9 protein-coding genes, 1 tRNA gene and 4 pseudogenes are annotated in these 13,700 nt (G+C 41.0%); 10 read left to right on the top strand and 4 right to left on the bottom strand.

Features of this window, described 5'->3' with window-relative positions:
• Positions 1-95 precede the first annotated feature (95 nt).
• Together F6J99_RS30965 and F6J99_RS30960 are read right to left on the bottom strand one after the other, a co-directional pair.
• A complete protein-coding gene (locus F6J99_RS30965; RefSeq protein WP_293118696.1) occupies positions 96-830 on the bottom strand; it encodes an aminotransferase class I/II-fold pyridoxal phosphate-dependent enzyme in 735 nt (244 codons plus the stop codon).
• 38 nt (positions 831-868) lie between these two features.
• Positions 869-1,405: a pyridoxal-dependent decarboxylase gene (locus tag F6J99_RS30960; RefSeq protein WP_293118694.1), complete on the bottom strand. Its 537-nt coding sequence runs from the start codon at positions 1,403-1,405 to the stop codon at positions 869-871.
• 123 nt (positions 1,406-1,528) lie between these two features.
• Here F6J99_RS30960 and F6J99_RS30955 point away from each other — a divergent pair.
• A pseudogene (locus F6J99_RS30955) lies at positions 1,529-2,842 on the top strand (IS4 family transposase); the annotation flags it as partial.
• Here F6J99_RS30955 and F6J99_RS30950 read toward each other — a convergent pair.
• Both F6J99_RS30950 and F6J99_RS30945 read right to left on the bottom strand, forming a co-directional pair.
• Positions 2,826-3,584 carry a pyridoxal-dependent decarboxylase gene (locus tag F6J99_RS30950; RefSeq protein ID WP_293118692.1) on the bottom strand — a complete coding sequence of 253 codons (759 nt, stop codon included), beginning with the start codon at positions 3,582-3,584 and terminating at the stop codon, positions 2,826-2,828. The pseudogene F6J99_RS30955 and the gene F6J99_RS30950 overlap by 17 nt on opposite strands.
• 497 nt (positions 3,585-4,081) lie before the next feature.
• Complete coding sequence (locus F6J99_RS30945; RefSeq protein WP_293118690.1) at positions 4,082-4,978, bottom strand: SGNH/GDSL hydrolase family protein; 897 nt, start codon at positions 4,976-4,978, stop codon at positions 4,082-4,084.
• A 72-nt stretch (positions 4,979-5,050) separates the two neighbouring features.
• Here F6J99_RS30945 and F6J99_RS30940 point away from each other — a divergent pair.
• From F6J99_RS30940 to F6J99_RS30900, 9 genes and pseudogenes are all read left to right on the top strand, one after another.
• Positions 5,051-5,179: pseudogene (locus F6J99_RS30940) on the top strand (IS200/IS605 family transposase); the annotation flags it as partial.
• 284 nt (positions 5,180-5,463) lie between these two features.
• Complete coding sequence (locus F6J99_RS30935; RefSeq protein ID WP_293118688.1) at positions 5,464-6,357, top strand: hypothetical protein; 894 nt, start codon at positions 5,464-5,466, stop codon at positions 6,355-6,357.
• Positions 6,358-6,932: 575 nt separating this feature from the next.
• Positions 6,933-7,223, top strand: a pseudogene (locus F6J99_RS30930) (DUF4079 domain-containing protein); the annotation flags it as partial.
• Between the two features lie 569 nt (positions 7,224-7,792).
• A complete protein-coding gene (gene iscB, locus F6J99_RS30925) occupies positions 7,793-9,079 on the top strand; it encodes an RNA-guided endonuclease IscB (RefSeq protein WP_293118686.1) in 1,287 nt (428 codons plus the stop codon).
• A 38-nt stretch (positions 9,080-9,117) separates the two neighbouring features.
• Positions 9,118-9,288 (top strand): annotated as a pseudogene (locus F6J99_RS30920) (DUF4079 family protein); the annotation flags it as partial.
• A complete protein-coding gene (locus tag F6J99_RS30915) occupies positions 9,288-11,648 on the top strand; it encodes a ComEC/Rec2 family competence protein (RefSeq protein ID WP_293118684.1) in 2,361 nt (786 codons plus the stop codon). The pseudogene F6J99_RS30920 and the gene F6J99_RS30915, both read left to right, overlap by 1 nt.
• A gap of 119 nt (positions 11,649-11,767) precedes the next feature.
• A tRNA-Ser gene (locus F6J99_RS30910) sits at positions 11,768-11,854 on the top strand.
• A gap of 198 nt (positions 11,855-12,052) precedes the next feature.
• The gene (locus F6J99_RS30905) at positions 12,053-12,442 is read left to right on the top strand and encodes a DUF3119 family protein (protein ID WP_293118682.1); all 390 of its coding nucleotides are present in this window, start codon (positions 12,053-12,055) and stop codon (positions 12,440-12,442) included.
• Positions 12,443-12,511: 69 nt separating this feature from the next.
• Positions 12,512-13,700: DUF3086 domain-containing protein (locus F6J99_RS30900; RefSeq protein WP_293118680.1), on the top strand; the 1,189-nt coding region annotated here is incomplete at its 3' end.

Genomic DNA, 13,700 nt, shown 5'->3' with positions numbered 1-13,700 from the left:
TATATAAGCGACACAAATATTATACCAGTTTTATCTGTTCCCGTCAAATTTTAAGGTCAGCTAAAATTTTCGGGTCATTCAAACGCTTTTCAGAGCTAGTTTCTGCCGATTAGATGCGTTTGCCCTGGACTAGGAATGACTCCATTGATATTTCTAAAATTTCTAATTTTATCGATCGCTTCCTTTTTCCCAGCAACACTTCCCAGTACCACATCAGCATGGCCATTGAGATATTTAGTACAACTATGAATTACTAAATCTGCCCCCCATAAACAGGGTTTAAAATTATAAGGACTGGCAAAGGTACTATCGACAACGAGAAGCGTATCAGGTTCTAACAACTTTTTTATTTTTTCAATATCTGCTAGGTAAAGATGAGGGTTAGAGGGGATTTCCAAGAATAGAAGATTAATATCTTGACTGAGTTTATCAAGTGATATCATCAACTCAGATAAATCCGAATTATCCAAAATCAAAGTTTTGAACCCAAGTTTATGAAGATTCTCAAAAACACGTCTTGTGTTTTTATATAGATAGCAAGTTGTTGCGAAACAGCTTTGAGATTTTGCGAACGCCATTAAAGTACTGTAAATAGCACTCATCCCACTGGGAAATAGTAAACAATCTTCAGCCTCATCAAGTTGGGCTAATCTTCCTTCTACTTCTTCCCAATTTGGATTATGATACCTGCCATAGCGGCCTTTTGTGATCGATCCTTCATGTAAGGCTTTGACATAAGTTTTATGATCCTCATAATAGTAAGCTGTATTTTGATAAATCGGTGTTATAATTGAGTTAGTGTAGGATTCATTCTTTCTGACTCTGGCCATTTTCTATTCCTCCTGTAAATTATTGTAATTTTGGACTTCTAGATTAGACTTTTACAAGGGCTTGAGCCAAAAGATTCATAGATTTTATATAAATAAGCAACAATTTCAGAAATGATGTCTGTTGTCAGATTTCCATGATGTACAATAATCCGAATAAATAGAGGAAGATTATTAAAATGATATGAATTGACTTTCATAAAGCCATCCTTAAGTATCTGATCATAGATAGCGAGATTAAGTTGATCGATTTTCTCAATTTCTGCAGCCGTGTAATCTGTGATAGTTTCCTTCACTTCCATTTCTTTAGGAATAAACCATAAACCCACGTTAAAATACTGGGGTTCGACAACATATAAAACTCGATCCGAAAGGTGGTTTATTAATTCTTCCTGATTTTTATAGTATTTTTGAATTAAATTTTGAAAGTGTTCAAGACCATGATGTTTGAACATTAGCCAGAGCTTAAAGGCATAGGCTTCTCGGGAACATTGTAAAGACTTGAGGCTGAGACTATATTTTATATTCTGGTTGCTGGTAAATAGATAATTACCATTAAGTGCTGTTACTTCATCCACTAAAACAGATTTGTCTTCTGGGGGGGCGACAAGCGCCCTGTAACCCTTGATATATCTTAAATTGAGCGAATTATGGTAAAAAAAGATAGGTCATAACTTGTCAATACGACCTATCAATTGAAAATGGTACCAGAATTATATCAAAAACATCTCAAAAATCTACTTTCTGAATCTCAATTATTGTTTTTTTACCTTATAATAATAATTAGACAAGACACCAAAAATGTCAAACTTGAAAAAATCGCAGAGTCACTCCCTTTACCCATTCAATTTAGCTCACGACGTAAAAAACTACAGAGATTTTTGTCTTTACCAGTATTTACTATAAAATATTTGTGGTTTCCAATTATTCGAGAATGGACAAATAAAACATTCACTAAAGATCAAACAATCTATTTAGCTATGGATAGGACTAATTGGAAAACTTACAACTTATTTATGATTAGTCTAATTTATAAAAACCGAGCAATACCTGTTTATTTTGAACTTCTATCAAAGTTAGGTTCAAGCAATTTATCAGAGCAAAAAAAACTCATTTCAAATATTATAGGGCTATTTGATAACTATCAAGTTGTGGTTTTGGGAGACCGAGAGTTTTGTTCGGTTAAATTGGCTCAATGGCTAGATAAACAAGGTTTTAAATTTTGTTTAAGACTAAAAGAATCGGAACAAATTGAACTAGCAAATACCGGATGGATTTCCTTGAAAAATTGTGGATTAAAACCTGGAAAATCGTTATTTTTAAAAAAAGTCAAGGTTACAAAAACTCACCAAATAAAAGGATTTAGTGTAGCCTGTAAATGGAAGAAAAGTTGCGGTGCGACCCCGCGCTTTTTCAAAGCGCTAGGGAACGCGCACCGTTATCGAAAATCAGTGACTAAAGAAGGTTGGTTTATTTTAACAAATATGACTAGTGTTTCTGAAGCAATCGCTGCCTATAAGAAACGTTTTGATATTGAAGAAATGTTTCGAGATTATAAGAGAGGTGGATATAATTTGGAAGGCAGCAATGTAGTCGGTCAACGCTTTATTTCTTTAGTTATTTTAATATCTTTTGCTTATCTTTTTGCCACAGTTAAAGGAGAAATAATAAATAAAAGCGATGCAGCGCGGTCTTGGGGGTTCCCCCCATGAGCGACTGCATCAAGACAAGGAGTTCAAAACTATGTAGCTAGAGTTAAAGAATATGGGCGATTAACTAAAAGGCATAGCAGTTTTTATATTGGTAATTATGGCCAAAAGTGGATTAATTTTATGGATAAATGTTGGGGATTAGTTGAAAATTTGATGCGTTTAAGTCGCCATAAGCTCGATAATTATTTACGAGCGATGCAGCGCGGTCTTGGGGGTTTCCCCCATGAGCGACTGCATCAAGACAGGCATGAGAGCTATGAAGCTTATACAGTCTACTTTTTAGCTCTCATGTCGCCCCCCCAGATTTGTCTTTCACCAGTAAGACTGAGCATAATAGAGGGGCTGAAAGAAATTTATGAAAGTCTAATACAATCGAATCTGACAAACTACTCAGCTTTCTGTAAAACCCTGCATCTTCACTAAAGTAAACCCCGCCTCCCCAAGCTGCATCAAAATGAATCCAAGGTTTTATGGCGAATTCTTGGAATATTTCCAATATTTTTTCTACGGGATCGAAAGTTCCCAAAGTAGTCGAACCCATCACACAGCAAAAGTAAATTAGATTGAGATTATCAGCTTTTATTTTGCTGACTAATTCTCTTAAATGTTCTATATCTACGACTCCTTTTGTGGTTGTTTTAACTTTGATAATATTTTTAATTCCACAAATTATGGCGGCTTTTTCAACAGAGTAATGAGAATGATCAGAGATCAGAATGACTGATTGTCCTAAATTAACTTTTGCTCTTTGTACCGCTAAGAATACAGATGCCAAATTAGATAACGTACCACCCGGATAAAAGATACCATCCCCTTCAGGATAACCGACTAGTGGTAACAGAGTTTCTACCATTTCTACTTCACACCGAGTAAAAATTGGCGAACATTCTTCAGTATGAATATTAGAATTAATGTAGTTAGACACGAAATCGGCAAAGACACCGATGGGGTCAGGATAGGAAAATAAGTATTTTAAGTTTTTTGGACTGTAGATATCTGGAGTAATAGACAGGGTAGACTTAACAAATTTTTCAATCCTCTCCAATCTTTCGGGTTCGGATCAAGTATAGATGCCATCCAGCATCTTCAAGCATTGATCAATGTCTTGTTCTGTTAGCATCTTAATTGTTGTACTAAGTTTAGGGTAATTCAGTCTAAGCTATCTGGATATCACCAATTCCTATCGCGATCAAGCCGCCCAGTCCGGATAAGCGGAGATCGGAGTGCAAAAATTAGCACTTGATACAGATTGTGTGAGAAAGGAAGCCTGAAAACTTTGATAAATCAATATCACAACAACCTGGCTTTCTAACTATGTAAACTGACTTTTTTATAATAGCACATCGAATCACACGGGAAAAAAGTAGGAGCTTGATCGCCCCGTGAATTCATTCCGGAAAACCTATAGAAGCCATTTGGGATCTATGCTCATGGTCAGCAATTAGCAAAATCTTTCAGAAGAGCTTCCCCTACAGCTAATGCGCTACAGATGGTGCTACTTGAGGTGCGATCAGCTTATATGCTACGCACACGCGTGCGCGTTCAGCTATCAGGGATTAGCAATTTTTTAATGATGCGCTTACCCTGTAAATTTTTTTCTAACCTACCATAGATCTCGATCTCAACCGGAACATCTATAGGACTATCATCTTGCTTTTCCCTAGTACCGATGCCGAGCATCATTTTGAACCAAGCCTGAGCCAACTTTTTGTAACCCTCTGGGGTTAGGTGAATACCATCCTCAAGCATGTCATTAGGCATGAATAAATTGCGGTTATCAATAAATCGAATGTTCTTGTTTTTATAACTTTCTACCGTCAGCAAATTTGCCAATAGGTTATTGTATTTATCAGCTTTCTGATTCTTGATAGTACCATCCTGCAGTGCAGAGGGGTTAATGGAGGGAATTGAAGAGACAAACAAATATACCTGATCTGACCAGGCGATAATTTTATCAATGAGTAAAATCATTTCATTGACCGTATCTTCAGGGCTTTCATTCTGAAAAAGGATGTCGTTTGTTCCAGCCATTAATAAGACAATATCCGGTCTTGCTTGCTTCAGCCAATCTTCTATTTCGGAGTTTAAATCCGACCAGGCATTGGATGCGCCAACACCAGCTATGGCAAATCCCCCATGCCCTTGATGGTCTTTGTCAAACACATATGTGTTGTTTTGCCCTAAAACTATTTCGGGATTTTCTGAGGTAGCGCTACCCACAAAATTTACTCTATACCCATTATCTTTAAACAATGCCCACAGGTCATCTCGATATCCGGCTCGATCCAATGCTTTACCACGAGTGTTTGAGTCTCCTAAAGGCATAATCTTTAGAGACCATTGATCGATGGTGACCGCCTCTGCGGTAGTATAAAACTGCAATAGGCTGATGCAATAAGCGGCGATTAAGGTCAATTTTGGTGATAATTTTGGCTTCATACTATAGCGTTTCCTAGTAAGCGTGAGGTATAGTAACAGCAATGAACAAACCAATTACGAATATCATTATTGCTTAGACAAGAATTTACCGACCTGTTAAGATTGCCAAGTTTGTGGACACATTTGTAGATGTTTGACACCACTGGCCAGATTAGCACTCAGAAAGTTTTAGCGTACATTAACGACCCGCATCACGGATGAATCAATTCATCTGTTGGCCTATATCCCCCGACTAAAGTACAGGGGCTTTAGCCATCACACTTGTAAAGCAATCTATATATTAACAAAGATATGTAACGTAATCATCATAAATTTGATCCTTACTTAACGTTTATTAATGATAACCTAAAATTTATCTTAACTATTCGATTCAAGGAATAGTTTTTATGAGATAATTACTACTATGTATCAGGCTGTGGGTAGAATCGTATTTCGGCGATTTCGGTGATTTTTTTAAGTAGTCTATGAGCTTAAGGAGCTTTTGAATGTCTTCAAAGCAATTTACTAAATCCCAGGAAGCTCTTGAAGAAAATAACGATGGCAAAATTTTTACTACCAACTTAGGGTTTACTGCACTCTGCTTCTTAATTGGTTTAGCTGGATTTGGCTATATTCTCGCCACATTGCCTGGAATCGCAGAATCCCCGACAGACCCCTCTAGAACCTGTATAGTCGATGGTTGGAAACTGGGATTAATTATCACCCACGTGCTGGTTTTTGCCATCATTCCTCTGGCGATGAGAATTTTTTACAACAGTTTAAAAAACTTAAGACTGCCATCGAGAAGTATTTTTGCCTCCCAACTGGGTCTAGCTTTTGTGATGGTGGCGATCGCTTCAGAAATTGGTTGGCACGTCACCCAATGCTGGTATTATCAAAACGATTTTACGATGCTGAATTTCATGTTTTACTTTTTCTTGATTTCAGCATTTGCGCTGTGGGCGGATGGGTTAGTGGAAAAGACTACGATAATCACCAATTTAATTAACATTGTGTTTGCCATCAGTCTGTTAGTGGTTTCAATTTTATACCCTTTAGGTTATCAAGCCGGTAACGATAATTTTAAGATTCCTATTTATATTGCACTTACTTTAGTTTTGGGGGTGTTGACCTATCGAGGCTATAAGATACTCCAAGATTGGAAAATTATTCTTTTCCCCATTTTTTCAGTTGGAGTCAATTTAACCTTTGTGTTTCTTCTAGATAAGTTTGGAGGGAATCCTTATACTGACCCACAAGTGACTTTCAATGCTTTATTTCATATCCTTCACGATTTAGTAGGAACCGAAGCTGGATTAGTCATCTTTACCTGGCTTGTCTATAGTAAAGGCATTGCTCAAAAAAACTCTAAAGCTACATTAGCGACAGAAAAAAATTAGTATTTACTAATTTGGATATATACCAGTTCTCAATTTGCCAGGGTAATCCTAAGCTATTTAGTATTACTATAGCTCTAAAAAAATATTATCATTATCAAAAATAAAGTAGTGACAGTGGCGGGGTGCGAAATGTGGGTGATTAATTGATTGTCACTAATCAGCTAGTAAGCGTTCGCGTAGTGTCGGATATTCCGCATCGCCCTCTAACAAATGGGGATCTCTCGGAGATCCCCTTACAGGTTTTCTTCAAAGTCTTCGATTCATAGTCTTATCTCATTTGTCAAAAAAAATTTAGATGGCTTTGCCCTGGGAGCTAAAGCCCTGCGTCTCCTTTTAACCAGGGACAGGCAAAGGATCTATCCAGCCAGCCTTCTATAGATCTGGTGTGATCGTTTGTTCACGTTGAGCTGCCAGTGTTTGAATTATCTGTTTCCTAGTTTTAGACAAGTGTCAAGGAATCTAAACATCACTATGTGGGAATGTTGACAGTGTCTTGCCCAATCAAATTCTTAATATGCTACAAAGAGGGTTACCTAAGCTAGGTCAACCTTAATCGAGAGGATAGTTTTAAACCGGTGGAAAATTTAAGTCAGCTGTTAGAACCAATTGCTAACCAATTTAGGATTTTAGGTATTCCTGAGCCAGTGGTGCATTGGGGACACCCATTGATGATGGGAATTGTGGTATTGATTATGGGTAGCTTTGTGGGAATAGCAGGATGGCGTGGCCGAGTAGTATCTGATCCTGAAATAGCACTACAGAGTCGCAGTGATCATCGAAAAATAGAACCCTGGATGTTCATTTTTATCGCAGGTGGCTACACCGGTGGGGTTTTGTCTCTGGTAATGCAGTATCAGCCAATTTTAGCTTCATCCGCTCTTATGCCTCACAACGAACATGGGCAGCATGAGTGTCAGATGAATTGCGGACAGGATCAAAATCTTTTATACTAGCTATAGTAGGGAAGACCAAATAAGAGCTAACCGCCACCTACTAATTAAAAAATAGAACTTATTGTATTGTTCCGGTGCGGAGGGGCATCCCGTATCGTCAATAAAGCAAACCCTTGTATCCGTTCGCGTAGCGTCGGCGAAAGCCGATAGCAGTGGCTGGAGTTGGTAAGAAGCCCACACTGAACTCAAAGAGTCAGTGTGGGAGTATGTCACAAAGCCCCCACTTTTGGACACCTAGTAAAAGCCTTGGTAATTTCCGGCAAAACTCGGAAGTTATCTAGCTAGGTTGCAGACTTAGAATTAATTTTCTACGTTGGTTTGGTCATGATACCCAGGGATGAACTCCAGTCCCTGGCTCTATCGCTAATCATTAAGCTGAAGGTAAAAAGTGTGATTAGCTTAACAAGCCATTCCAACATTGTCGTTCGCGCAAGCGTGTGCGAAGCACTCGGATAACTTTACCGAATTGAGATGCACTAATCATGCAAAATTACGTATTTGTCATTGACGCAAATAAACAACCATTAAACCCCATTCACCCAAGGAAAGCTCGCCGACTATTAGACAAAGGTAAAGCTGCCGTTTTTAGAATGTATCCATTCACAATCATCTTGAAAACTCCGATTCGGCAAAGCCGACGCTGCGCGAACGCAAGCCCAACTATTCCACCATGTCAGATCAAGATAGATCCCGGCAGCAAGGTAACTGGGTTTGCTTTAGTGCAAGACAACCAAGTGATTTGGGCAATGGAACTAGAACACAGAGGAGGTTTAATCAAGAAGAAGCTAGAGTCTAGAAGAGCTGTGAGACGCGGAAGACGCAATCGCAACACACGTTACAGAAAACCAAGATTCCTCAATCGTAAGCGTCCAGAGGGGTGGCTTGCTCCAAGTTTAGAGCATAGGGTATTGACTATCCAAACCTGGGTTAAACGACTGATCAAATTCTGTCCGGTCAATGAGATTTGGGTCGAAAGAGTTAAGTTTGACACCCAGAAAATGCCAAACCCTGAAATTAGTGGTGTTGAGTACCAGCAGGGGGAACTAGCTGGTTACGAAGTCAGAGAGTATTTACTCGAAAAATGGGGAAGGGAATGCACTTATTGTGGCAAGCAAAATGTCCCCTTACAGATCGAACACATTCATCCAAAATCGAAAGGAGGAAGCGGACGCGTAAGTAATCTTTGTTTAGCTTGCGAAAAGTGCAATCAACGAAAAGGGAACAAGCCTGTAGAGGACTTCCTAAAAAAGAAGCCGAAACTGCTCCAAAAGATTAAGACCAAAGCCAAGCAGCCATTAAAGGATGCGGCGGCGGTTAATGCAACTCGGAACAAGTTAGTAAAAGTGCTTCGAGAGGTTAAATCTGTGACTACTGGGACAGGAGCACAAACCAAGTACAACCGGACTAAATTAGGACTACCTAAACAGCACTGGATTGATGCTGCTTGTGTTGGAGACATTGAGACCTTAGTATTGAAAACCTCTCAGCCACTGTTAGTAACTTGCTTTGGACAGGGTGGCAGACAAAAAGCGGCACTCAATAAATACGGCTACCCCATTAGACACAACCCATTGAAATCGATCAAAGGTTGGTGCAGTGGGGACATCGCCAAAAACCTTTTGACTGGGGAGTTTGGAAGAGTTAACCCTAGAAGTAAGAGTAATTCCTTTAACTACACAGTTTCTGGGAAAAAGGCAATAAGCTTGCACGTTAAAAACTTAGCTAGAGTCCACAGAAAGGATGGTTATACTTACGGATTTTGCCAGTGAATACCAAGAATTACCTGGAAACAATCCTCCTATTACATACAGGATCAATCGTACTGATTTTGCTGGCTGCTAATGGGGTGATTGCCTTGACTGGCTTTGGCGGGAACAAAGCATTGATCCGTAGCGTTCATGCCTACTTAGGAAGTACGGCACTTTGCCTGCTATTGCTTCATGTTGTTTTGGGCTTAAAGCTAGGTTTATCGATCTGATGAAGCCTGCCAGTGGTACAGTAATAAGTCTTGCTTATATTCTGGGGTTACTGTCTACAGGGATTCTCAACTTACCGACTGGTGAGATTCCCTGGCAAGAGTACAGAGCTTTGGTGACAGGATTGGTTGTCACAGGGATAGTCGCTGCGATCGCATTCCCCAGGTTCTGGCGCACAGGACCAAAACCAAGATTATGGGTAGCAGCAGGACTAATCTCGGCCTTGGCGGTGGTCTATTTTCAATTGCGGGTACCACAACCACAACTGAATGACATTAGCGAATATGTCCCCTCAAGCAATACTATTGCGCCAGAGCAAGTGTTTAAGGTTGAAGGCAAAGTGGAGAGTATGCCTCGCCTGACCCGAAATCAGCGTACACAACTTTGGTTACAAACTACTCAGTTAACTGAAATTGAAAGTCGCGAAGATGGGGGAGCGATCAGTCAAGGAGTGACAGGCAAGTTGTATGTGACTGTGCCATTACTTCAAGGAACTGGGATATATCCAGGTCAGATAATTAGCGTAACTGGGGTTTTATATAAACCCAAGCCAGTGACTAATCCGGGAGCCTTTGATTTTGGAGCCTATCTTGCCCGTCAAGGGGCTTTTGCTGGTTTGAGTGGGCGTCAAATAAACTTTGATGAGGAAACTATTGGCAAACCCTGGGGATGGTGGAGACTGCGACAACGTATTATCCGTTCCCAGGTTCGCTTATTAGGCTCTCCCACAGGTCCTTTAATCAGTTCAATGGTTTTAGGACGTCGTGCTGTTGATTTGCCCTACGATATCCGCGATCAATTTATTCAGGCTGGGTTAGCGTATACCTTAGCAGCATCTGGATTCCATGTCTCTTTGCTCTTGGGTTTTGTCTTAGCCCTTACCAGGGGTTTAACCAAAGGAAAGCAGTTCAGTATTAGCTTGAGTGTACTGTTAATTTACGTAGCATTAACTGGACTCCAGCCATCGGTAATGCGGGCGGCTCTGATGGGGCTGGGTGCCCTAATTGCTTTAGTGACGGCACGGAAAGTGAAGCCTTTAGGGTCACTCTTGTTAGCAGCAACACTATTACTCCTATTTAATCCTTTGTGGATCTGGGATGTGGGATTTCAGCTGAGTTTTCTGGCCACCCTAGGATTACTAGTCACTGCATCAGGGATTATCCAACGTTTGGATTGGTTGCCACCTGCGATCGCATCCCTAGTTGCTGTGCCAATTGCAGCAGCAGTTTGGACTCTGCCCCTGCAACTTTATGTTTTTCAAGTTGTTGCCACCTACTCTATACCACTTAGTGTTATTGCTACACCCCTAATTTCTATTATCACTTTGGGGGGAATTGTCAGCGCCTTGGCAGGACTAATTTGGCCAACAGCAGGAAGTGGGCTGGCTTGGTTACTGTATTACCCAACCCATGGACTAATGGGACTAGTGCAATTTTTCAATCAGTTGCCAGGCAGTTCTGTAGCGGTGAGCAAGATTTCCCTAGGGCAACTGTTATTTCTATACGGGCTAATTGTTCTAGCTTGCTTGATTCAATGGTTACATCCTCGTTGGTGGCTGATTAGTCTAGTTGCTGTCACTGTGGTGGTATTGCCCCAATGGCAACAAGCGTCAAAATTGTTTCAAGTTACAGTGCTAGCTACAGGAAATGACCAAATTTTAGTGATTCAAAACCAGGGACAAGTAACCTTGGTCAATAGTGGAAACCCTGATACAGTCAGGTTTACAGTGCTGCCTTTTCTGCAAAAGCAAGGTATCAATCATATTAATTGGGCGGTTGCTCTCGACAAGCAGCCCCAACTCAGAAGTGGTTGGGTTCAGGTTCTCGGTAGTTTGCCGATCGAGACATTCTACGATAACACTGATTTACAACCACCATTGTCTCAGGCTCAAAATTGGAACGATATTGTCACCCGTAACTCTATCGCTAGTGCAGTAGCCTCTAGGGAGGCTAACTACCAACCAATTCCAGTGGGTGAAATACTCTCTGTTGGCTCTACATCAATAGAATTAGTCAACAGTGAACCACCAGTGTTGCTGATGCGCATCATTGACCAAAATTGGTTACTCCTAGGAGACCTCAAACCAGGGTTCCAAAAACAGTTAGCCAAAACCATCCGTTTCCCTGAGCTACAAGTACTTTGGTGGTCGGGAAAAAGTCTGAGGCCAGAATTCCTCGATGCCCTACAACCAAAAATTGCGATCGCATCATCGAATGTAGTGGATTCCTACACGGCGAAGCTAATGCGCAATGCTAAGATGACCCTCTATTGGACAGGCCGTGATGGTGCTATCCAGTGGACACCGGATGGTGGTTTTAAGACTACAGTTGAAGATATTGAGATAGACATTGATGTTCCTTGATGGTGATTCCATGATTGACCACCCAGCAATGCCTGAGTTTTCAACAGCAGACTTGACAAATTCCAGGGTTTTGTGTTCAAATTTCAGATGAAGTCTGGGGTGCGGTTTGACTAGATCATGGAGGGGTGTCCGAGTGGTTTAAGGTGGCAGACTCGAAATCTGTTATGGTGTCAAAGCCATCGGGGGTTCGAATCCCCCCCTCTCCGTACAGGGATTTAACTCAATTTTTGGTCAATCTTACTCAGGGATGTGCTAGATACTGGTAGTAGGTAAGATCAGGTAACTGTCATCCCGTTAAATCCCATAGAAGAAGTTGGGAAGATCGAAGAAGTTGGGAATATAAGCTTAGAATTAAATTATATTCATATATTGATTCATCTTTATCAGCTCGGGATTTAAGCGAAGTGACTTCTGCTGATTATTCTCCAAAATCAACATCAACCGTTGAACTACCTCCAAGTTACACACTGCCTATAGTGTTGATTATTGCTGCAGTGACAATAGTGCTCATACAACCCTGGGTAAGTTTAGCGATCGCGTTGTTGGGCTTCTTCTTGTTGTTTCAGGCCGTAACCATACGCCTGCAATTTACTGAAACCGCCTTGGATATTTATCGCTCCGAAACCCTGATCCGGCGTTTTCCTTATCAGGAATGGCAAAATTGGGAAATCTTCTGGACATCAGTACCGATTTTGTTTTATTTTTCAGAAGTCAAAAGCATTCACTTTCTACCAATTCTATTTGACCCAAAGCTGCTACGAACTTGCCTAGAAGAACGCTTCCCTAAAGTATAACTTACTTACCTCAAAGTATAGAGTAGAGGTTAGGTAGTTAGTGAATAAGTTATTAAGAAATCAGTTTAAATGAATTCCGAAGACCCACAAAACCCAGAACAAGAGCAAGATAACAACCAAGCAGTTAAGGGATTAGATAATTCACAGGAGTCAAATTTCCCAGATCAAGATAGGGCTACTCCTAGAGATAACTCTCAAGCTCCCGACCTTCCTCCCATTTCTCTGACCCTATCAGACCATGACAAAGCTAAACCAACACAGTCGAGTGAGCCGAATCGGGATGATAAAGTTAGTGAAATTCAACTAGGGAAGTCTTCAGATCAAGCAAAAAAAATGGCTAGCTTAGCTCAAACTGTGGCTGAACTTGAGCAAAAAGAACAGGAGTTGAGACAGAGAATTGCCACTTTGCAAAACCATGAACAGTCACTGGTTTCAAAGGAATTGGGAAGCACCCAAGCAGTTGTGGAGCGGATGGTATTTGAAGGTCTGACCGAACTGGAGCAACGCAAGCAAAAGTTGCAAATTTCTATTGAGCAACTAGAACGCCGCCGGGAACGGATTCGTGAAGAAATGCGCACCAGTTTTGCTGGTGTATCTCAAGAGCTAGCGATTCGGGTTCAAGGTTTTAAAGATTATTTGGTTGGCTCCTTACAAGACCTAGCTGCTGCTGCAGAACAACTGGAACTCTCCCAGCCGCCAAGGGAAGCACCACGGTCAGAATTAGAAGAAACCCCACCACCCCCCACCAGAGGCAACCCACAATTTGCCGAACAAGCATTTAAAGACGAAGTCCGACAGATTCGTCAGCTGTTGGATCAATATCGCAAAATGCCAGATTATTATGGTCCTCCCTGGCAACTGCGTCGTACCTTCGAGCCAATTCACGCTGAAAAAGTGTCTCAGTGGTTTTTTTCCCAAGGTGGTCGTGGTGCGCTGCAAACTATGGGCAGCCGCTTACAAAATGTTTTAATTGCCTCAGCGGTTATATCCGTGTTGCGGACACTGTATGACAATCGCCTAATTACCCTTGTCCTGGCCAACACCCCAGAACGACTGGGAGAATGGCGCAGAGGATTACAGGACTGTCTGGGAATCTCCCGCAGTGATTTTGGTCCAGAACGGGGAGTTGTTCTATTTGAAGATCCAATAGCCCTGGTTCAAAAAGCGGAACGACTGATCAAGCGGGATCAGTTAGCCTTAATCATTGTTGACGAAACCGAAGATAAGATCAGTCTGTCATTATTGCAATTTCCCCTAA

The organism is Moorena sp. SIO4G3 (assembly GCF_010692305.1).
GTDB lineage: Bacteria > Cyanobacteriota > Cyanobacteriia > Cyanobacteriales > Coleofasciculaceae > Moorena > Moorena producens_A.
This window is presented reverse-complemented; position numbering and strand designations above follow the sequence as displayed.

What these genes read in the sequence shown, in the direction of transcription:
- F6J99_RS30965 (WP_293118696.1), bottom strand. Translation starts at nt 830, where the DNA reads ATGGCCAGAGTCAGAAAGAATGAATCCTACACTAACTCAATTATAACA.
- F6J99_RS30915 (WP_293118684.1), top strand. Translation starts at nt 9,288, where the DNA reads ATGAAGCCTGCCAGTGGTACAGTAATAAGTCTTGCTTATATTCTGGGG.
- F6J99_RS30945 (WP_293118690.1), bottom strand. Translation starts at nt 4,978, where the DNA reads ATGAAGCCAAAATTATCACCAAAATTGACCTTAATCGCCGCTTATTGC.
- F6J99_RS30935 (WP_293118688.1), top strand. Translation starts at nt 5,464, where the DNA reads ATGTCTTCAAAGCAATTTACTAAATCCCAGGAAGCTCTTGAAGAAAAT.
- iscB (WP_293118686.1), top strand. Translation starts at nt 7,793, where the DNA reads ATGCAAAATTACGTATTTGTCATTGACGCAAATAAACAACCATTAAAC.